At 58.2% G+C, this 19,051-nt stretch carries 18 protein-coding genes, 1 tRNA gene and 1 pseudogene; 11 read left to right on the top strand and 9 right to left on the bottom strand.

From position 1 onward, the window contains the following. Nucleotides 1-33: 33 nt before the first annotated feature. Both ACVWY8_RS03625 and clpS read left to right on the top strand, forming a co-directional pair. The gene (locus ACVWY8_RS03625; RefSeq protein WP_457393036.1) at nt 34-1,875 is read left to right on the top strand and encodes a hypothetical protein; all 1,842 of its coding nucleotides are present in this window, start codon (nt 34-36) and stop codon (nt 1,873-1,875) included. 177 nt (nt 1,876-2,052) lie between these two features. Then, nucleotides 2,053-2,358 (top strand): ATP-dependent Clp protease adapter ClpS, encoded by a 306-nt coding sequence (gene clpS, locus ACVWY8_RS03620; protein WP_011434126.1) that lies wholly within the window; start codon nt 2,053-2,055, stop codon nt 2,356-2,358. On the opposite strand, the gene cobT is transcribed toward clpS, so the two are convergent. Continuing rightward, entirely contained in the window at nt 2,307-3,434 is a 1,128-nt protein-coding gene (gene cobT / locus ACVWY8_RS03615) for a nicotinate mononucleotide-dependent phosphoribosyltransferase CobT (RefSeq protein WP_457393038.1), read from the bottom strand. The two genes, clpS and cobT, sit on opposite strands and share 52 nt — an antisense overlap. A gap of 150 nt (nt 3,435-3,584) precedes the next feature. Between cobT and ACVWY8_RS03610 the strand changes: the two genes are divergently transcribed. The 4 genes from ACVWY8_RS03610 (at nt 3,585) to ACVWY8_RS03595 (ending at nt 5,715) form a co-directional block, all read left to right on the top strand. Further along, the gene (locus ACVWY8_RS03610) at nt 3,585-3,908 is read left to right on the top strand and encodes a DUF1825 family protein (protein ID WP_011434128.1); all 324 of its coding nucleotides are present in this window, start codon (nt 3,585-3,587) and stop codon (nt 3,906-3,908) included. A gap of 29 nt (nt 3,909-3,937) precedes the next feature. After that, complete coding sequence (locus tag ACVWY8_RS03605) at nt 3,938-4,387, top strand: Fur family transcriptional regulator (protein ID WP_457393040.1); 450 nt, start codon at nt 3,938-3,940, stop codon at nt 4,385-4,387. Beyond that, a complete protein-coding gene (locus ACVWY8_RS03600) occupies nt 4,384-4,887 on the top strand; it encodes an AbrB family transcriptional regulator (protein ID WP_414330730.1) in 504 nt (167 codons plus the stop codon). The genes ACVWY8_RS03605 and ACVWY8_RS03600 overlap by 4 nt, the downstream gene beginning before the upstream one ends. 132 nt (nt 4,888-5,019) lie before the next feature. Then, a complete protein-coding gene (locus ACVWY8_RS03595) occupies nt 5,020-5,715 on the top strand; it encodes a chorismate pyruvate-lyase family protein (protein WP_457393043.1) in 696 nt (231 codons plus the stop codon). Here ACVWY8_RS03595 and ACVWY8_RS03590 read toward each other — a convergent pair. After that, on the bottom strand, nt 5,712-6,539 hold the full coding sequence (locus tag ACVWY8_RS03590; protein ID WP_011434132.1) for a DnaJ domain-containing protein: 828 nt from the start codon (nt 6,537-6,539) through the stop codon (nt 5,712-5,714). The genes ACVWY8_RS03595 and ACVWY8_RS03590 overlap by 4 nt on opposite strands. Nucleotides 6,540-6,668: 129 nt before the next feature. Continuing rightward, nucleotides 6,669-8,240, bottom strand: a complete 1,572-nt coding sequence (locus ACVWY8_RS03585; protein WP_457393045.1) for a photosystem II high light acclimation radical SAM protein — start codon at nt 8,238-8,240, stop codon at nt 6,669-6,671. Between the two features lie 134 nt (nt 8,241-8,374). Here ACVWY8_RS03585 and ACVWY8_RS03580 point away from each other — a divergent pair, with 134 nt between their 5' ends. From ACVWY8_RS03580 to ACVWY8_RS03570, 3 genes and pseudogenes are all read left to right on the top strand, one after another. Next, nucleotides 8,375-9,754, top strand: coding sequence for a serine/threonine protein kinase (locus ACVWY8_RS03580; protein WP_457393048.1), 1,380 nt, complete (start codon nt 8,375-8,377; stop codon nt 9,752-9,754). Between the two features lie 98 nt (nt 9,755-9,852). After that, nucleotides 9,853-10,406 (top strand): annotated as a pseudogene (locus ACVWY8_RS03575) (IS5 family transposase); the annotation flags it as partial. Between the two features lie 94 nt (nt 10,407-10,500). Further along, nucleotides 10,501-11,259: a TIGR00297 family protein gene (locus tag ACVWY8_RS03570; RefSeq protein ID WP_457393050.1), complete on the top strand. Its 759-nt coding sequence runs from the start codon at nt 10,501-10,503 to the stop codon at nt 11,257-11,259. A 185-nt stretch (nt 11,260-11,444) separates the two neighbouring features. Here the strand turns inward: ACVWY8_RS03570 and ACVWY8_RS03565 are convergent, their stop codons facing one another. The 4 genes from ACVWY8_RS03565 to clpP form a co-directional block, all read right to left on the bottom strand. Beyond that, a complete protein-coding gene (locus tag ACVWY8_RS03565; RefSeq protein WP_011434136.1) occupies nt 11,445-11,777 on the bottom strand; it encodes a ribulose bisphosphate carboxylase small subunit in 333 nt (110 codons plus the stop codon). 8 nt (nt 11,778-11,785) lie between these two features. Then, nucleotides 11,786-12,193 (bottom strand): RuBisCO chaperone RbcX, encoded by a 408-nt coding sequence (gene rcbX, locus ACVWY8_RS03560; RefSeq protein ID WP_457393052.1) that lies wholly within the window; start codon nt 12,191-12,193, stop codon nt 11,786-11,788. A gap of 66 nt (nt 12,194-12,259) precedes the next feature. Next, on the bottom strand, nt 12,260-13,684 hold the full coding sequence (locus ACVWY8_RS03555) for a form I ribulose bisphosphate carboxylase large subunit (protein ID WP_011434138.1): 1,425 nt from the start codon (nt 13,682-13,684) through the stop codon (nt 12,260-12,262). Nucleotides 13,685-14,193: 509 nt separating this feature from the next. Continuing rightward, on the bottom strand, nt 14,194-14,796 hold the full coding sequence (gene clpP, locus ACVWY8_RS03550; RefSeq protein ID WP_011434140.1) for an ATP-dependent Clp endopeptidase proteolytic subunit ClpP: 603 nt from the start codon (nt 14,794-14,796) through the stop codon (nt 14,194-14,196). 390 nt (nt 14,797-15,186) lie between these two features. Here clpP and ACVWY8_RS03545 point away from each other — a divergent pair. Next, nucleotides 15,187-15,259, top strand: a tRNA-Glu gene (locus ACVWY8_RS03545). Nucleotides 15,260-15,565: 306 nt separating this feature from the next. Here ACVWY8_RS03545 and ACVWY8_RS03540 read toward each other — a convergent pair. Next, complete coding sequence (locus ACVWY8_RS03540; protein WP_011434143.1) at nt 15,566-15,913, bottom strand: DUF1815 family protein; 348 nt, start codon at nt 15,911-15,913, stop codon at nt 15,566-15,568. A 485-nt stretch (nt 15,914-16,398) separates the two neighbouring features. On the opposite strand from ACVWY8_RS03540, the gene ACVWY8_RS03535 reads away from it, so the two are divergent. Further along, on the top strand, nt 16,399-17,646 hold the full coding sequence (locus ACVWY8_RS03535; protein WP_457393054.1) for a URC4/urg3 family protein: 1,248 nt from the start codon (nt 16,399-16,401) through the stop codon (nt 17,644-17,646). On the opposite strand, the gene ACVWY8_RS03530 is transcribed toward ACVWY8_RS03535, so the two are convergent. Continuing rightward, nucleotides 17,643-19,046 (bottom strand): cobyrinate a,c-diamide synthase, encoded by a 1,404-nt coding sequence (locus ACVWY8_RS03530; protein WP_457393056.1) that lies wholly within the window; start codon nt 19,044-19,046, stop codon nt 17,643-17,645. The two genes, ACVWY8_RS03535 and ACVWY8_RS03530, sit on opposite strands and share 4 nt — an antisense overlap. Between the last annotated feature and the right edge of the window lie 5 nt (nt 19,047-19,051).

Raw genomic sequence — 19,051 nt, 5'->3', positions numbered from 1 at the left:
AGCAGAGCTTACTCTTCCCGTCCGAGAGGCCCGATGAATCCGCCGACCAGCCCCACCCCAACCGCCATTGAGCAGGAAAAGTTTGAGATCCGCTTGGGAGAAGCCCTCAACCGAGCAGGACTGCTCACCCCCGCCCAACTGGCTCAGGCCATGTGGGAAAAGGCCGACAACCCCTTGATGTTGGGGGAGCTGTGTATGCAGCACGGCTGGATTGCCCCCCAAGATCTCTATCCGTTGATCCCGGTCGAACTGGTGCGTATCGGCGAGATCTTGATGCTGCATGGGTATCTGGAGCTGGAGCACATCCATCAGGCTCTGATTCAGCAGCGGCAGCACCCGGAGCGCAAGCTGGGGGAGATCTTGGTGCAGCAGGGCTGGGTGCAACCCCACTGGTTGGAATGGGCCTTGGACAAGCAACAGCGGCTGCGGCGCCAGAAAGGAGCTGCCAACAGTTGGGAAGTGATGGTGGAGCAGTGGTCCACCATTCCCGATCAGCCCCCTCTTTATGTCTCCCCTCTACAGGTAGCCCAAGAGACCTACAGAGTTACCCAGCAATACAAAGCCCAGCTGGAGCGCTACCAAGAGCAAATTGCCACCTTAGAAGCGCAACTGGAGCAACAGCGGCAGCAGCAACAGCTCCTGGTCGAACAATCGCTGCAGCAGGTTGCCGACCATCAAGCCCGCCAGCAGGAACAGCAGCAGCGCATTGCCCAATTGGAAGCCCAAATTCAACAGGAGACTGAACAACAAAAGGCTGCCCAGCAGCGCATTCGGGAACTGGAGGAGCAACTCCAAGCCCAGCAAACTCAGGGATCCGCGCAATTGCAAGCCGCCCAAGCAGAGCTGGAGACCCTGCGGCGCCGCTGCCACGAGCTGACAGAATGGCAATCTCAAGCCAAACACAAGCTGCAAGAGCTGGGATCCCGATTGCAGGAGCAGCAGAAGATACAGCAGGCTCAGGCACAGCAGCTCCAAGAGCAAACCCACCTGCGTCATACTCTGCAGCAAATGGAAGCCCAAGTGGCCGCCCTGAACCAATCGCTGCAGGAGCACCAACATCAACTCCAACTGGCCCAGTCCACGAAACAGCGCTTAACTGCCGACCTGGCCCACGTTCGCCAAGAAGCTGCCGAGGCCACCCACCGCCTGCAAGTGCAGCTCCAAGAAACCCAAGCCCAACTGCGAGAAACTCAAGATCGCTTGCAGCAAGCCCAAGCCCAAGTGAGCCAGCTCCAGGCCCAACTGCAGGCGGCCCAAGCGGAAAACCGTGCTCTAGCCGCAGCGGTAGCCGAAGCCCGACGAACTTCCCCACCTGCAGCCGCACCGACCCCAGCTTCGGAGAAAGCCCGGCCAGAGGCAGAGGATCTCAAGGCCCTGACCGTAGCCGACTGGGCAGCGGAGCTGAGTGCCCCAGAAAGCGAATTGCCCCCGCAGCAGTATTTGGGGGAAGAGGACTTGGAAGCCTTGCAGCGAGCCACCCCCTGGGTACAGCGGGTATTGACCCAATTGCGGGCGGCTGGCCTAATCGACAATGCCGGCATCGAAACCGTCATTCACGCTTGGGAAAAGGAAGGGGGCACCTTCACGGATGTGCTGGCCCACCACAGCGGCCTCAAGCCGGAGACCGTCAAATTTTTCAGCGAAGGGGGCTACTCTGTTCAACTGGCGGGGGGACGCCACGTGGCCGACTACCTCAAGGCTTCTGGATTGGTCAGTGCCACCCAAATCGAACAGATCCAGAAGCACCTGCCGCCAGGGGGATCCCTGTGTCAGGCCCTTGCCCAAGCCGGGATTCTACGCCGGGCCACTGCCCTGTATTTCGAGCGCCACTTCGGCGGGCAAAAGCCCCGCCGCCCGCTGCGGGAAGAGCTTTAGAGGAACCATGCTCTATCGCTGACGCCAACGACCGACAAGGGATCCGAATACAGACACAAGCTGCCAACAAGATGCCAATTAGACTAGAAACTAGATAGAGATAGATCATCAGAAGCGACCGGTTTCTCACCCCTGAGAGACCCAAGTTACTCGGTAGTTGTGTCGATCTCTTCTGCTATGACTACGGAAGCTCCAACTCGACCTGCTCAGCAGTTCTCGCCCTCGAGAACCCAGGTTCGCCAGCCCTACCCCCACTTCAAGGTGATCGTCTTGGATGACGATTTCAATACCTTTCAGCACGTTACGGAATGTCTGCTGAAATACATCCCCGGCATGACTTTGCCCCTAGCGCGGCAACTGACCGTGCAGGTGGATGCCGAAGGGCAAGCAGTTGTTTGGGTCGGCCCTCAAGAACAGGCGGAGCTCTACCATCAGCAATTGCTGCGGGAGGGGTTGACCATGGCCCCCTTGGAGCCGGCCTGAAGCACCAGGCGTTCGTAGCTGCGCTCAACTGCTGCCAACAGCTCCGCTTGGCCCCAACCGGCGTAAAGGCTGCTGGCAATGGCCAGCCCACCCGCCCCCACCCCTTCCTTGACATAGCCCCGCTCGTAAGCCTGTAGAGGCAGATAGCGGCTATTGGCAAAGCTCAGTTGGGTGGCCAAAAGGGGAGCAACCCCCAACAACTCTGCCAAGGCCACCGTATTGCCCGAGGGATCCTCTGCCACCCAGCGGGTGGTTCCCACCACCACGTTCTCTGGGGGCCAAGGGATCCCCTGCTCTTCCCCCCAGCGCTGCATCAAGGCCAGCACTGCCAGCATTTGGGTTCCCCCTGCCAGCAGCACCGCTCCCCGTTGCGCTGCGCCCATCGCCAACCCGGCCACAAAGGGCTGCATGGGATCCCCCACTGCCGCCACCACCTCAGCAGCAGAAGCTCCCCTTGGCAGACGGGCCAATCCCTGCCGGGCCAAGGCCAGCTTTTGGGCGTGGTTGCAGACCGGGTGGCTGCTGTTTACCATGCCCTCTGCTGCCCACCCCAGTCCCAACAACACCGCCAGCGCCGTGGTGGTGCCCCCTGCCACACACTCCCCAATCACACAGTAGCCTTGCTCCAGCCGGGATCCGCGGTCGTACCCTTCTTGCCAAAGGGATCCCACCTGCTCCAAAGACAGAGCCTGTCCTGTGCTCAAGCAGCGGGCCACTCCCCCAGAGCTCACCATTTCTGCCCCCGGCAAAGGTTCCGGCAAGCCACAATCGAACACTCGGCACGGGATCCCCAACTCCCTCAGGATGGCGCAGCTGATCACCACTGGGGAAGGATAGCCATCCGGAGAGGTGGGCAAGCGGTGAGAATGGCCCGCCAGCAACACTTCCCCATCGGCAAGAGCTGTGTAGCGACGCAAGGAGGGGGTAGCGCCGGCAGCCGAAATGCCCGGAACAAGAGCCGTTTCGGTAAACCCCAAGCAGGTCAGAAACAGAGGTCGGGATCCCTGCACCCGTTCGCACCACCGCCGGGCCACAGCCGGCTGAGTGTAAGCCTTAACGCAAGGAAACGGAAGCATACCGGACACCGAGGCAAACAAGCCAGAGTCTATCCTGAGCCAGAAGGGCGGGATCCCGTACTCGCAGGAGGGGTTGCCTCCTGCTGAGGCAATCGGATTCGGATAGGATGGGTATACCCAATGCAGTTTATTCAGGGCAAACGGAAGGCCATGAGCTTCTTCGACTCTGAGATCGTCCAAGAGGAAGCCAAGCAACTGTTTCAGGATTTCCAAAACCTGATGCAGCTTGGTCAACGGTACGGCCAATTCGACCGGGAAGGCAAAAAAATCTTCATCGAACAGATGGAGGAGTTGCTGGAGCGCCAGCGCATTTTCATGAAGCGGCTGGAACTCTCCGACGACTTTATGGCTCAAATGACCATCAAACAACTGCAAACTCAGCTTGGGGGGTTTGGGCTCTCCCTGACCCAAATGTTTGACCAAATGCACCAGACCCTAGAGCGCATGAAAGCTGAGGCAGACGCTGAGCGTTGACCCCCAAGAACGACCTACACGAAGGGATCATGTCTTCTTCCCGCCAGACCCGCAACCAGAAATTGATTCTGGAGGTGCTAGAGCATCGTTCACAACCCCTTTCGGCGCAAGAGATCTTTTTGGAGTTGCGCAATGCCAACCACACCGTCGGTCTGGCCACGGTTTACCGAGTTTTGGATGCTCTGCGCAATGAGGGCAAGCTGCAGGCGGTCAACTTGGGAGATCAGCAAACCTACTACCAGGTTCTGCCCAGCAATGGCCACAACCGCCATCACCTGATCTGCACCGAGTGTCGGCAGGTGGTGCCTTTGCCCGATTGTCCGGTGGAAGATTTGGAGGCACAGCTTTCCAGCCGATACCAATTTGCGATCGAGTACCATGTGCTTGACTTCTACGGCGTCTGTGCCCAGTGCCGTAGAGGGGTTGGGCCAAGCCCGGACTCACGGCGTTCCTCTTTTCTCAAAGCTAAGCCCAAATGATGAGCTATCTCTGGACGGTGTTGATCGGGCTGGCCGGCGCCCTGATCGGGGTCAAGCTGAGGCTTCCGGCAGGAGCGCTGGTGGGCTCCATGGTGGCGGTGGGTCTGGTGAATGTTTGGGGAGCGATCCCGATTCCCGCTCCCCCAGCCGGGATTCGCTTTGCCATGCAGGTGGTATTGGGCATCCTCTTGGGTACCAAGCTCACTGCCGATACGCTTTTGGCCCTAAAAGATCTGTGGCGACCAGCCCTGCTCTGTACAGTGATTGCGGTGGGCACGGGGGTCTTGTCGGGGTACCTGATCTCCCGTTGGCTGGGGATCGAGCGCTTGACTGCCATCTTGGGCACAGCTCCGGGGGGCATTTCCGACATGAGCTTGATAGCCCTGGATATGGGAGCCCAAACCAGCACAGTGGTGGTCATGCACTTGGCACGCCTGATCAGTGTCGTCGTGGTCGTCCCCTGGGTGGTGCGACTGCTCGTTCAGCCGGGCACGAGTTAGCTAGACCGCCGGGAAGCCCCGCCCTCTGTGCATCAGCATGAGTGCCGGAGTATGTCACGAAAGTCCTCGGAGCAGAGACGGCGGGTGGGTTAGACTAGGGGCGATACAGAACTTAACAACTGAACCGCCGCCTTGGAACTTTCCCCCTCTCCCCTCACCTGCCATGCCGCCGCTGCCGGATCCCCTTGGAGCGCTGCTCTCCGTTCTGCAGATGGCTCTTTGGGCAATGTCTCCTCTGGCCAAGGCGATTGGTGGCCTCTACAGCTGCATTGGCAGGGGGAGCCAGACCCGGTACAGCCTGAGCTGGTGCAGGTGGATCCCGTGCTGCGCTTGCTGCTTTTGGGGGATGGCTTTACCACCCGTAATCTTGCTGCCTTGATCCAAGAGCCGATTCAGGCTCATCTGCTGGACACGGGCCGGGTTGATTTACAGGCAGAGCAGGGCACTGCCCCCAAGTCCATGCAACAGCTGGCCAGAGATTTGGGGCGGCTGGGATCCCCTTTGATGCGGCGGCGGGTTTGGCTGTGCGGAGTAACCTCTCAACAGCCCTTGCTCTATGCCACCTCTTGGTGGAACTCCGAACATCTGGTTCAATACTTGCCCCATCCCGATCGGCCCATTGGCCAAAATCTGATCCAAGAAAAACTGGAGACCTTTCGCGAGCTGCGCGGCCTTTACCACGGCGAGGCAGACCCGGTTGCCCGGCTGCTGCAGTGTCCCGGTCCCTTCTGGGCTAGGCATTATCTTTTGTTGCACAGGGGCCAGCCTTTGACCGTCATCTACGAGGTGTTTTCTCCACGGCTGGCCGCAAGGGCCCTGTCCCGCTAGCGCGACGGAGACCTCCAACGGCGCACGGCTGCGGTGATGGCGGCTGCCACCTGCGGATCCAATTGGGCGCTGGCGGAGATGCGCTGATAGTCCTCTGGGGTCAGTTGATGGGCGACGATGATCTCGGCAGCAGCAGCCTCAAACTGTTGTTCGATTTGCCGACGTTCCTCGCTGCTGTTGGCCTGTTGGAGGCGATTTTGGGTGCTCTCCAGAAGAGGTTGCACCGCCAGGAGGGTGCGGGCAAAGCGGTCAATCTGCTCAGAAGAAGGTGGAGAGGTGGCTTCAGAAAGACTAGCCGGGGCCGAGGTCATCGTCTCTGAAGAGGTTGCGGGCAGATCCCCATCCCATCCGGAGTCTGGCCTGGGCGAGGGAGAGGGATCCGGGTTGGCAGGAGCCTGGAGGGCCACTCTGCCGGCTGCGTCCAAGTCTTGGGCCGGGTTGAGGGCATTCCAAAGGGCCAAGCCCGCCAAACACAGAGCAGCCCCTATCAGTCCAGCACTCAAGAGGGCGAGCCAACTGACAGAGGTCGCAGTCGGCTCAAGCACCACCTGCACCGGCGCATGAGGAGGCAAGGGTTTGGACATGAGGCTGAGATCGTAAGCCCGACGCTGCTGGCTATCGCTGAGAACTCGGTAGGCGTGTTGTAGCTGGAGGAACTCCCGCTGGGCCAACTGCCGCAACCCTGCGGGGATATCGGCAGGCAACCGATCCGGGTGCAGTTCGCGTGCCCGCTGGCGGTAGGCAGCTTTGATCTCCTCCAGGCTGGCTTGGGGAGAAAGCCCCAGCTGTTGGTAGTAGGTGGGGGAAGCAGGCAGAGTAGGCATGGGAGCAGTTGGTTGCAGAACAGAGGGAGAACCGGCTGCCTTCGAAGGCCAGCCACCTTACCCCAACAGGGATCCCTCCTTTCGGACCAGCATATCCTGCCCGGTTCAGCGAGGCTGCTGGCCCAAGAGCTAAGACACGTAAACCCCTGTTAGAGGCGCGCTCAGGGCTTCTTCCAACTCTGCCAGGCCAAGACGACGCTCCAGAATATCCATCACCTCGCGGCCAAAATCATGGGGGTTGCGATCCCAGGCTTCCAGACACACTTCCCCAAAAAAGGATCCCAGGGGTTCTGGGTTCCAGAGCAGTTTGCGCGCCGTCCAAGGAGTCATGTGCATGGGGTTAAAGCGGTCGTCGATAACACCGATTTTGCGAGCAAAATCTTCTAGATGAGTGTGGGGTTGCAGGCCGATGAAGAAGATGGCCGGCTCAACTTTGTCGCGACCAAAGATGGCTTCCAGCTCGCGATGGTACCGTACTGTTTGCCGAATGGTTTCCGGTCGCTCGTCGATAACATTAAAGGAGTAATTGACCGAAACCAGGTCGTTAAATCCTGCCTGTTTGAGGTAGCGGCAGCTCTCCAGTACCGTGCGCAGGTTATAGCCCATGCGCATTTTGCGCACCAGCTCCTGGGATCCGCTGGTGATGCCGATCTCGAAGTAGCTCATGCCAGTTTTCACCATGAGCTCGGCCAGCTTTGGGGTGAGGTTGTCGGCCCGAATATAGGCAGCCCAACGAATATCGGTCATGCCGGCATCAAGGATTTTCTGCAGCAATTCCTCCGCATCCTCAATGTAGCGGCGGGCAGGGATAAACTGGGCGTCAGTAAACCAAAAGTTTCGCACTCCTCGCTCGTACAACTGCATCATTTCTCGGATCACCTCATCCACAGGGTTGAGGCGCACCTGCTTGCCTTCGATGACGGTGTAGATGCAGTAGCAGCAGTTGTGGGGGCAGCCGCGCTTGGTTTGTACCCCAATGTAAAAGTCGCCCCCTTCTAAGTAGTAGTCAATTTCCGGCCAAATGGCGGTGATGTAGGTGTAATCACAGGCGGTTTTTTGCAGAGGTTGGGGCGGCTCGTGGATCAAACCTGGGCGAGGCTGTTCCAGCTTGGCCCGATAGCAGCGCTCTGCAGCAAGGCTTTGCCCTTGGATCACTTTTTCCAGCAGGGTTTCCCCCTCCCCTACCGAGATGATGGTGCCTTTGGGCAGATAGCGGCCCAATTGTTCGTAGAAGACGCTGACTGCCCCACCTCCCAGCACCGCTTCAGCGTGAGGTTTGTAGCGCCTGGCCCTGCGGAGCCCCTGCCAGACCAGCCGGGTGTTGCGCCAAATCTCGCCATAGTAGGCCAGCACCAGCCTGAGGCTATTCAGGGATCCCCGCAATTTTTTCAGGGGGTTGCGGGCGTAGAAAAACTCAAAAGAGTGTTGCAGTAGATTGCCGGCCCGCCCGTTCACCGGCGCATAGACTTGAATATCCCGCCAAGAGAAAACCAGCAAATCCGGCTGAAACTGATCGATTTGCTCCAGCATGCGGCGGCGAAAATCCAAGGGCGGGAAGGTGCCCATATCGAAGATGCGCTGCTCAACTTGGGGGAACAGCTTGTGGACGTGATCGGCCAAATAAACCACCCCAATGGGAAAAATGGGGTTGCAGGGCAGCCGCACATAGAGGATTTTTTGAATCTTCAGGTTCGAGGCCATATAACCTGAGAGCTTACTTTACATCTCTTCACTCACTCTAATCGCTTTTTGAGAGGCGCGGCGGCAGGGATCCAAAAGGGACAAAGATAAGCTAAAGCTGAAGCAACCAGCAGGGTCGGACCTGAGGAGAGGGTATGGCTCCAGAGCGTCCAATTTGGCACAGTCGCTATCGGCCAGAGCGGCGATTGAGCAAGCGCAGCGGCAGACACACCTATCTGGCCCAGGATTTGCTCACCTCGGAGCAGGTTGTGATCAAGCTGCTGCTCTTCGGGCCAGACTTCGATTGGGCCGACCTGAAGCTGTTCGAGCGGGAAGCCCAGATCCTGCAGACCCTCTCCCATCCGGCCATTCCCCAATACCGCGACCACTTCGAGATCAGCCTAGAGGGAGGACGGGGCCTAGCCCTGGTGCAAACCTACATCGACGCCCCCTCGCTGCAAGAGTGGATGGAGCAAGGGCGGCGCTTTGCCGAGCCGGAGGTGCGGGAGCTGGCGCAAAAGCTGCTGCGCATTCTCGTCTACCTGCACGAACTCCATCCCCCCGTCATTCACCGGGATCTCAAGCCCAGCAACATTCTCTTGGGATCCGACCAGCAGGTGTACCTAGTGGATTTTGGCTCGGTTCAGGCTGCTGCCCCACGGGAGCAGGGATCCTACACTGTGGTGGGAAGCTACGGCTACATGCCCCTGGAGCAATTTGGCGGCAGAACCGTGCCCGCTTCCGACCTCTACAGCCTGGGTGCCACCCTGATTCACCTGCTCACCGGCCAACACCCGGCGGATCTGCCCCAGGAGGGAGCCCGGATTGTGTTCGAGCAAGCGGTGCACCTGAGCCCGCCCTTTCGCGACTGGCTGCGGTGGTTGACGGAGCCTCTGGTGGCGAATCGTCCCGCCTCTGCCCGGCAGGCCCTGGAGGCGCTGGAGCATTTGGATCGTCGTCCCGCCTTGATTCCCTCAGACGCAGCAGCAGTCCCTACTCGACAGCCAGCAGGCAGCCGGATTCAACTGCACAAGTCCGAACAGACCTTTCAGGTGGCGATCCCGGCCCGGCAAACCGATGTTTTGTTGTTGCTGTCTATCGTCTCCTCCATCACCTTTTCCGCGATCATGTTGGTTGGGCTTGTGCCTTTTCCGGGCAATCTGGTGTTTGGCCTATTCATGCTGCCCTTCTGGACGGTGGGGTTGGAGATGGCGGGCAGGATCCTCTACGGTCTATTCGGCAAAGTCCACCTGCAGATCGACACAGAATACATTCGCCTGGTTCACGAGGTGTTTGGCCTGCGCTTTCGCAACGTTCCCCCCAGTCGGCGATGGGATATTGACCGGCTGGAGCTGATCCCACGCCATACCCGACGGGATTCCGATGGGGATCGGGTGGAGGTAAGCCCACAGTTGAACGTCTGGGCGGGCAACCGCAAGTACGAGCTAAAGGATCTGCAAGAGCCAGAGTTGGAGTGGCTGGCCGCGGAGCTAAGCCGTTGGCTGCAGATCCCAGTTGAACGGCAAAAGGTGTAGTCGTTAGGTTTTTTGCATTTAGTTATGATAAGGACAGTTTTTGGGTAAGGTCTGATGAGTTATCTTGCTGCAGATCACAGCAAATAAAATAGCAAAAAATTATAGCTTTCCTGAAAACAGAATCCAGACCCACATCGGCAAAGAGGCAGGATGCAAACAGTTTATCCAAGGCCTGCTGTAATAGCTCGCTCTGGATCCCCGTGGCGCTACCTCCCAAAAAGATATGGAAAATGATACACCAGAGATTCCATCGCTGGAGTTGCTTGGGAGTTTGGGAAAGACCCTGACTTAGAGCATCTTATCCTTGACTCAACTGTCGTTCGTGCTCACCCCTGGGCAGCCGCAAAAAAAGGGGAGCAAGCTTTGGGGAGGAGTCGAGGTGGATACAGCACTCAGATCCATGTGAGTGTGGATGGTTTGGGGAAGCCGTTAGTGTTTAGAATCACAGCAGGGCAAAGCAGGATATTACCCAAGCAGAGGCATTACCAGAGAGTTGGCAAGAAGAGCATACGAAGGTGATAGGGGATAAGATTCTCAGGAATTCAGGGAGAGGATAGACAAGGGAAGGCCGGGTGCTGATTCCTTCTAAGAGGAATAGGAGGGTGGTGGGAGATTTGACCGGCACGTTTACAGGGAGAGGCATTTAGTCGATAAAAGATTTTTTTGCGATTTAACACGGATTGCTATATTGGTGCTTGTGCTGAGAATTATCTGGCCAAATTGCTGTGGCTAAAGTTTAAGGGTATATGTGGCAAGCGTGGCTTCTGAGTCAGTGGGGGGTGGCACTCTGGCTCAACCTGGCTCTGGTGGTGCTGGGTCTGCTGAGCCCTCAGAAGGCTTTGACGCGAGCAGGGGTCATCCACGCGGGCCTGCTGGGCCTGCTGGTGTGGGGGGGGCTGGGGGGGCGGGGCTACGCGGTGGTAGCTGCCTATTTTTTAGTGGGAACAGCCGTAACCAAACTGGGGATCCGGCGCAAGCAGGCGCAGGGGATCGCCGAAAAGCGAGAGGGGGCGCGAGGGCCGGAGAACGTCTGGGGATCCGCTTTAACCGGGGCAGTATGTGCGCTAGGATACGCTTTCTTCCCGCATCCCCTGTGGTGGTTGGGATACAGCGCCAGCTTTGCAGCGAAATTGGCCGATACCGTCAGCAGCGAGGTGGGGAAAGCCTATGGCCGCAAGACCTTTTTGATCACCACCTTCCAGTCCGTGCCGGCGGGCACAGAAGGAGCTGTAAGCCTAGAGGGATCCCTGGCGGGGGTGGCGGCAGCGGCAGGGATGGCCGGGTTGGCCTGGGGGATTGGCGGGGAGTGGGTGGGGGAAAGCCCATTTTGGTTGGGCATCTGCTGGCTGGCTGGGATCCTGGCCACCTTGGCAGAAAGCTGGATGGGAGTGGTGTTGCAACCCCGCCTGGCCTGGATGAGCAATGAAGTGGTGAACGGCATTCAAACAACCTTGGCCGCTCTCCTGGCCGTGGGGTTGGGAGCGCTTTTGGGGATCGGATCCTGAGAACAGGGTTGCTTCGGGACAGTTGCCCAACTCTGGCCCAGAGCAACTGCGCCGCTAACGCCAACACGGGACAAACTGTTGCCCTGCAATCGGGAAGGCTCCCGTTGGATCCCCTCGCATAAGAAAAAGGAGAGAGACGCTCCAGAAGCTCTCTCCCCCAAGCTGGTCAAAACTCTGAACCTCTCTCAGCGCAGGCCGCTGGGCTTGTAGACCAGGAAGCTGAGCACCTGGCACTGCTTAATGTTGTCGAACCCCACCACGCGAATGAAACAGTTGGGGTAGGCGCTGCGGCAAGCCTGCACTTCGCTGAGCACCTCCTGGGGAGAAGTGGCGCTGAACAGGGGCAGCTTCCACAGCGTCCAATAGCGAACCGTTGGTTCAGACGATTCGTTGAACTCTATGGCCGGGATGTAGCCCTGATCCAAGATGTACTGCACCTGCTTGATGATCTGCAGATCCGTCAGCGGCGGCAGATAGGAGAGGGTTTCGTAGCGGCGCTCTTTCGGTAAGGTTTGCATGATGGGTATCACTCCGTTTCGGGTCTAGGGTTTTGTGGGGGGGATCCCGCTTCCGGGTGGGTAACGGGTAGGGATCCTGTTGCTGAGGTGATCCGTTCTAGATGATTGCGGCGGTGCTCCATGTTGGCTTGCTGGATGCCGGCTTTGGCCATTTCCGGCAGGTAATCGACCACCTCCGCAGCAATGTGTTCACGAACGGTCATGATGCGATAGGCCAACTCAGGACGCTCAGCCAGCAAAGCCCGCAGGTAGGCTTCCCCATCCTGAAGGTTTTGCCGAGCGGAGAACTGCTGTAGCCAAAGAGCCCTGGGGGGATCTGTTTCGCTCAGTTGAGCCAGCACCGTGCGCATCGCCTGATAAGTCAGGTAGCTGATCAAGGTCTTGACGGTGTCTTTGGCGATCTGTTTCAGATCCATTGCCGATCCAGGGAGGGAGCCAGTAGGGCAAGAGAACCGTAGGGATCCCTTGCCCCCAGCAGATCTCTAGAGGGTGTCGACGGCCTTGAACTCGAACTTGATTTCCTTCCACAGCTCGCAGGCAGCCGCCAGCTCCGGCGACCACTTGGCCGCTTCCCGGATAATGTCGTTGCCTTCGCGGGCCAGATCTCGACCTTCGTTACGAGCTTGAATACAGGCTTCCAAGGCCACCCGGTTAGCGGTTGCGCCCGGCGCATTGCCCCAGGGGTGCCCCAGGGTTCCGCCGCCGAACTGCAGCACCGAATCGTCGCCGAAGATTTCCACCAGTGCCGGCATGTGCCAAACGTGGATCCCGCCGGAAGCCACCGGCATCACCCCTGGCATGGAAGCCCAATCTTGGGTGAAGAAAATGCCGCGGGAGCGATCGGCCTCTACGTAGTTTTCCCGCATGAGATCCACAAAGCCCATCGTGATGGCGCGGTCGCCTTCCAGCTTGCCCACCACCGTACCGGAGTGCAGGTGGTCGCCACCGGACATGCGCAAACACTTGGCCAACACCCGGAAGTGGATGCCATGGTTCTTCTGCCGGTCGATCACCGCGTGCATGGCCCGGTGAATGTGCAGCAGAATGCCGTTATCCCGGCACCACTTGGCCAAGCTGGTGTTGGCAGTGAAGCCAGCTGTCAAGTAGTCGTGCATGATGATAGGGGCGCCCAACTCCTTGGCAAACTCGGCCCGCTTGAACATCTCTTCGCAGGTGGGCGCCGTCACGTTCAAATAGTGGCCCTTGATCTCGCCGGTTTCCGCTTGGGCCTTGTGGACAGCCTCCATCACGAACAAGTAGCGATCCCGCCAGCGCTGGAAGGGCTGGGAGTTAATGTTTTCGTCATCTTTGGTGAAGTCCAGGCCGCCCCGCAGAGCTTCATACACGGCCCGCCCGTAGTTTTTGGCAGAAAGGCCCAACTTGGGCTTGATGGTGCAGCCCAGCAGCGGACGGCCATACTTATTCAATTTGTCCCGCTCCACCTGAATGCCATGGGGAGGGCCCTGGAAGGTTTTCAGGTAGGCCACCGGGATCCGCACATCTTCCAGCCGCAGCGCCTTTAGGGCCTTAAAGCCAAAAACGTTGCCCACAATCGAGGTGAGCATGTTGGTCACCGAGCCTTCCTCAAACAGATCCAGCGGATAGGCGACGAAGCAGAAGTACTGGTTGTCTTCGCCGGGAACCGGCTCGATGTCATAGCAGCGGCCCTTGTACCGATCCAAGTCGGTCAGCAAATCGGTCCATACCGTTGTCCAGGTGCCCGTCGAGGACTCAGCCGCCACGGCTGCCCCCGCCTCTTCGGGAGGAACACCCGGCTGAGGAGTAACCCGGAAACAGGCCAAGACGTCGGTATCCTTAGGCGTGTAGTCGGGAGTGTAATAGGTGAGTCGGTAATCCTTCACACCGGCTTGATAGCCGCTTTTGGATTGGGTTGCTGAGTAGGCCACGTTGATCTCCCTCTGAACGAATTACAGAACCAGAAAATGCCCTTCACGGATGCAACCAAGAGGAAAAAACCCAGGGCCAAAACTCGAGACCGCCGAGTTTCCGTGAATAAGACCGCCCCACAACCATGAGGCCAAAGTTGGGCTTTAAGACACTCTTCATCCCGGCGGATGGAAGCCCTAAACCCTTCTTTTCGAGCGCCTTCAATTACTAGCTTCGACTCCCTGGATTTGCAAATCCAGCGGAAAGGAATTTATACAGCGCCTAAGCTAGAATCTCGGCAAACACAACTCTATATAGGTTTAATCCTAAGCTACCATCCGCAATAATGGGCTGATCATTACTTTCTTTATGAGTTTGATTAGTTTAATTAAAGTGAGGCCCCCTGCTTCCCGCTGAGAATACAGATTTCTTTGGCTTTCTTAATATCCTTTGGGTGGAATCCCTGGCCAAAACCAAAAGCTCCCTTCTTTGAGGGAGCGGAGCAAGTCCACCCACAGGATCTGGAGGGTCAAGAAACGGCTGCCAGGGTTGGCTGGGGTCTCTTGCTGATCACCTGGTCGATAAGGCCGTACTCTTTGGCTTGTTCTGGGGTCATGAAGTTGTCGCGGTCGGTATCTCGTTCGATGCGCTCTAGAGGTTGGCCGGTGTGGTAGGCCAGCAGGCTATTGAGGCTGTTTTTGATGAAGAGGATCTCTTTGGCCTGAATTTCAATATCGGTAGCTGGCCCCTGAGCTCCACCAAGGGGTTGGTGGATCATGATGCGGGCGTGGGGAAGGGCAATGCGCTTGCCTTTGGTGCCCCCTGCCAGCAGAAAAGCTCCCATGCTAGCAGCCAAACCAATGCAGATGGTGGAGACATCCGGCTGAATGTGCTGCATGGTGTCGTAAATGGCCATGCCGGCATAGACAGAGCCACCGGGGGAGTTGATGTAGAGGTAGATGTCTTTTTCGGGGTCTTCCGATTCCAAGTAGAGCATCTGGGCCACAATCAGGTTGGCAATGTCGTCGTCCACCTGGGTGCCCAAGAAAATGATCCGATCCCGCAAAAGACGCGAGTAGATGTCAAAGGCGCGCTCGCCTCGCGCAGATTGCTCAATAACGGTGGGAATCATGCCAGTCCAAGCGATGGGTCAGTCCTTACTAGTGTAGTCTAAGCCACTGGATGGATGCTTTGCTTAGGACGGCTCACCGGCCTTGCTCGGTACCGGGCTCGACGGGGTGTGAGTCTGCTAGAACAGCAGAGAGATGGGGTGGTTGTGGCGGGATCCCTCTTCTTCTGGGATGTGGAACGGGTCTGAGGTGTGGCTCTTTGTGATGTGGTGAGGTGAAGCCAAGATGGACGTGATCCCAGATGAACCGATTGTGATTGCCAGCCTGCTGAGCCTGGCTTTGCTGGGGATCTTGATTCTGAACTTGGCAGGGCGTGGGTCTGGGGATGCAGATTAAAAGGTTGACAAGCTTACTTATCCTTCTTTAGGATTAGGATCGCCTTGTCGGAGAGCGCCCCCATCGTCTAGAGGCCTAGGACACATCCCTTTCACGGATGCGACAGGGGTTCGAATCCCCTTGGGGGTATTGGGTCAGAGTTATAAGATGAAGCCGTCAACAGGGGATCCCTGGCAGCGGTGACACCTTACTCAGACTTTACTCAGAGAGGCTTTGCCGCCACAAACCACTCCAGATACAAGCTGGGAGAGCGGGTCATCTGGGATCCCCATACAAGCGGCATGGGCAGCCAACTGCCACTCCCTCGAGGGGGATCCCTATTCCACCCTTACTCCTCAACAGGGGAAAAATCTCCAAAGCAGCGGCCTAGAAGGTTAGGCTTAGTTGTCCAATCGGCTACGGCTTGGGTTTGAGCAGACCTAGGGCCTGCCAGGATCAGGTGCTGGCCACCAGAGCTTCAGCCGGCGTGGCGGCGACCAACAGCTCATCTTTGATAAGCTCTGCCAGCTCCTGCAGTTGGCGAATCGCCTCTGCCCCTTCCAATTTCATAAGCTCCCGGTCATCCCGCATTTCTGTCCAGCTAATGGAGCACTCGGAAACCAAAAAGCGGATTAGGTGCCCCTCTCGTAAACTGACCATAAACGAGGCACTCTCGAAAGACGTACCACAGGTGTAGCAAGAGGCTGGGTAGCCCCGCTTCTCCAAAACGATGGCCAGAGCCTGCAAACTCATCACCAGATCTTGAACATAGCTGCGGTATTGTTCCGCCAACCGTGTGAACATCACACTCCTCCCTAACGGATTGGCACTTTTGGGGCTTAGCCTAGCTGCAAATGACCTAACTAGTAATTTATGCTTAGGACTAGGATTACATCTATCATAACAATCGACAATCCCTCAAGGAAGTGATTAAGGCCACAGAGTAGGCAAGGTCTACCTCAGTGAAATGTAGTATTCAACACTTCTCTTAACAAAGACATCAAAGTTTACTCCGAGTCAACACTCTTATCGACTGGGATCCTCACTCAGTGCTCGCCCAGTCTTTTCTCAAAATGGCTCAGCGGCTGCTCGCGTCAGCAGGACAGTTGCCTCAAAGCTTTCTCTTGCAAGGGTCTCACCGATCGCGAAGTAAGACGCGGTCTTTTGACAAGAGACCGGCGGGAGTGTCAAGTGGGCCAAGGCTTGCAGACGAATGCAGATCAAGGTGGGTTCCCGCCCGATTATGCTGAGAAAATTCTCGGCATGGACAATTGAGAAGGAACGGCTTGATGCTGACACCTGTTGATCTGGAAAAACGAGTGGCTTATTTGCAGAGTCCCCAAGCCATTCGGGATCGCTGTCAGTTGCTATTGGAAAGGGTTTTGGCCGGTGAATCAGAGCACTTTCGCCTCGACCTGAATCAGATGGGATCCGTAGCCGACTATGTGATCACCACAATGCGGGCCCATTATCCCAACGGGGAAATTCCCTTCCACAGCCGCTGGCAACATTTTCAGGTGGGATCCGGGGAGCGCCTAGCCCGTTTGGAAAATCGACTTAAAGACATGGATCCGCTGGAGCGGCTGCGATGCAAGTGGGATCTGGCCATCGTCAGCGTGTTGCTGGACGCAGGGGCAGGCTCTGCCTGGAAGTACCGGGATCCAGAAGGTCAGGCGGTGGTGGGTCGTTCCGAAGGTTTGGCCTTGGCCAGTTTCGACTGGTTCTGGCGAGGTGGGTTTTCCAGCGATCCCCAGCAGCCTCTGCAGGTGGATGCGGCGGGCCTGGAGCGGATCACCTTGGCGGATTTGGCAGCAGCTTTCCAGGTGGGATCGGAAAATCCTTTGCTGGGACTGGAGGGGCGCTGGCAACTGCTGCAAAGGTTGGCACAAGCTTTGTGGGCTCAACCTCATTACTTTGGATCCGGTCACAATCTTCCCCGTCCTGGCCGGTTGTGGGACGCCATCCAGCCTGAGGATCCCAGCGGTGGGATCGAGGCAGCACAGGTCTTACAGGCGGTTCAGAGGGGGGTTGGCCCCATTTGGCCTGGGCGAGTCTCGCTGGCCGGGATCCCTCTGGGGGATGTCTGGCCCTATCCCCACCTGCCCCAAACGGAGCCGGGGAGCCATTGGGTGCCTTTTCACAAGTTGTCCCAATGGATGACCTATTCCCTGCTGGAGCCGTTGCAGCAGGAGGGGATCCCGATCTGGGGTTTGGATGAGCTGACGGGTTTGGCGGAGTATCGCAACGGGGGGCTGTTTGTGGATTTGGGGGTGATCCAGCTCAAGCAGCCGGAGATTGGGCAGCAACCGCATCCCCCAGATTCGACGGTGATTGTGGAGTGGCGGGCCCTGACGGTGATTTTGCTGGATCAAGTTGCCTCCTTAATCCGGGAAAGGCTTGGCTGCTCTGCCCAGGAGTTGCCCCTGGTGAAAATACTGCAAGGGGGAACCTGGACGGCAGGGCGGCAAATCGCTGCCCAGCTCAGGCCAGATGCTTCTCCCCCCATCCAACTGCTCAGCGATGGCACGGTTTTTTAGGGATCCCCTTTCGAGATTCTTAAGAAGTTCTGTAATAATCTCAGGGCCAAATCAGGACGGGATCCCCAGTGCAGATGCAGGTACGAAGCGTGAAGGCGCTCGGTGGCCCATCCTTCCTGTTGAAGCTGGGCGGGGGATCCCCAGCCATAGATTGGGCTGGGGGAGATGGGGGTGCTGCGGGAGCGGTGAAATTCATGCCCGCGCAGGCGATCCCCGGCTGGGGCCAGCAGGGTTGGGCGCAAAACGGCAGCTGCGCGGTAGCCCAAACACAGCCGGTCGGCCATGTCTACTGTGATGGGCAACAGCCCGGCCATCGGGTAGGTCTTTCCCTGAAAATCGGTAAGGGATTGGCCCAGCACCATCAGTCCGCCGCACTCGGCGTAGAGGGGTGGGTGGGTGGGCGGGGGAGGTTGTTGGTTAATTCTCTCAGATAGAGGTGCTGCAAACAATTCCGGGAACCCTCCCCCCAGCAGCACGCCGTCGCAGGGATCCGGCGGCCATAGTCCCACCTGGAGGGGGGAATACTCCAGCAGCTCGGCCCCACAGGCCCGCAACAGATCCAAGTTGTCGGCGTAGTAGAAGTTAAAGGCGTGGTCTTGGGCCACCGCCACCCGTACCTGTTCGCAGCGGCGGGGCGGAGTCCTTTCGGTGAGAGGGGGGATCCCTGGCCACAGCTCTCCTACCGCTGGAGGAAGCCTCCGAATGAGGGGCAATAGGCTATCCCAATTGACGTGTTGCTCGGCCAGCTCGGCCCAGGCAGCTTGCCAGTGGGGGAAGTGATCCAGTTCTGAGACAGGCACCAACCCCAGGTGTCGGCTGGGCAACCGCAAATCCTCCCGCCGGGGAAACTGGCCCAAGACTGGGATCCCCGCTGCAGCCGCTGCCTGCTGCAAGATTTGTCCATGCCGCTCCGAGGCCACCCGGTTGAAAATCACCCCAGCAATGGAGAGGCGGGGATCCCAGCGGCTCAAGCCGTAGAGCAAAGCGGCCACCGTCGTTCCCATGCCGCTGCCATCGATCACCAGCACCACAGGGATCCCGAGCAGGCGGGCCACATGGGCGCTGCTGGCAAAAAAAGGCTCCGTTCCGCCCTCGGGGAGGGGTAGGGATCCAGGCGCTCGCCCATCGAAGAGGCCCATCACCCCCTCTACAATGGCTCCATCCTTGCCCTGGCAATGGTGGCGAAAGCAGCGCTGCACAAAGTCCTCGTCGGTCAAGAAGGGATCCAAAGTGCGACAGGGGATCCCGCTCACCGCCGTGTGAAACAGAGGATCAATGTAATCCGGCCCCACCTTGAAAGGTTGGATGCGCAGGCCCCGTCGCCTCAGAGCGGCCAACAGAGCCAGAGTGATGGTGGTTTTGCCGCTGCCGCTTGCTGCCGCCGCCAGCAGAATGGCCATCTTTC

The organism is Thermostichus sp. OS-CIW-32, from assembly GCF_054060415.1.
Note: the sequence above shows the minus strand (reverse complement) of the source record. Positions and strands in the feature narration are given on the sequence as shown.

Bases quoted from the DNA above. Each gene is read 5' to 3' on its own strand.
- clpS (WP_011434126.1), top strand. From the start codon at position 2,053: ATGACTACGGAAGCTCCAACTCGACCTGCTCAGCAGTTCTCGCCCTCG.
- ACVWY8_RS03600 (WP_414330730.1), top strand. From the start codon at position 4,384: ATGATGAGCTATCTCTGGACGGTGTTGATCGGGCTGGCCGGCGCCCTG.
- ACVWY8_RS03565 (WP_011434136.1), bottom strand. From the start codon at position 11,777: ATGCAAACCTTACCGAAAGAGCGCCGCTACGAAACCCTCTCCTATCTG.
- cobT (WP_457393038.1), bottom strand. From the start codon at position 3,434: ATGCTTCCGTTTCCTTGCGTTAAGGCTTACACTCAGCCGGCTGTGGCC.
- rcbX (WP_457393052.1), bottom strand. From the start codon at position 12,193: ATGGATCTGAAACAGATCGCCAAAGACACCGTCAAGACCTTGATCAGC.
- ACVWY8_RS03580 (WP_457393048.1), top strand. From the start codon at position 8,375: ATGGCTCCAGAGCGTCCAATTTGGCACAGTCGCTATCGGCCAGAGCGG.
- clpP (WP_011434140.1), bottom strand. From the start codon at position 14,796: ATGATTCCCACCGTTATTGAGCAATCTGCGCGAGGCGAGCGCGCCTTT.
- ACVWY8_RS03590 (WP_011434132.1), bottom strand. From the start codon at position 6,539: ATGCCTACTCTGCCTGCTTCCCCCACCTACTACCAACAGCTGGGGCTT.
- ACVWY8_RS03535 (WP_457393054.1), top strand. From the start codon at position 16,399: ATGCTGACACCTGTTGATCTGGAAAAACGAGTGGCTTATTTGCAGAGT.
- ACVWY8_RS03625 (WP_457393036.1), top strand. From the start codon at position 34: ATGAATCCGCCGACCAGCCCCACCCCAACCGCCATTGAGCAGGAAAAG.
- ACVWY8_RS03530 (WP_457393056.1), bottom strand. From the start codon at position 19,046: ATGGCCATTCTGCTGGCGGCGGCAGCAAGCGGCAGCGGCAAAACCACC.
- ACVWY8_RS03605 (WP_457393040.1), top strand. From the start codon at position 3,938: ATGTCTTCTTCCCGCCAGACCCGCAACCAGAAATTGATTCTGGAGGTG.
- ACVWY8_RS03585 (WP_457393045.1), bottom strand. From the start codon at position 8,240: ATGGCCTCGAACCTGAAGATTCAAAAAATCCTCTATGTGCGGCTGCCC.
- ACVWY8_RS03610 (WP_011434128.1), top strand. From the start codon at position 3,585: ATGAGCTTCTTCGACTCTGAGATCGTCCAAGAGGAAGCCAAGCAACTG.
- ACVWY8_RS03540 (WP_011434143.1), bottom strand. From the start codon at position 15,913: ATGTTCACACGGTTGGCGGAACAATACCGCAGCTATGTTCAAGATCTG.
- ACVWY8_RS03570 (WP_457393050.1), top strand. From the start codon at position 10,501: ATGTGGCAAGCGTGGCTTCTGAGTCAGTGGGGGGTGGCACTCTGGCTC.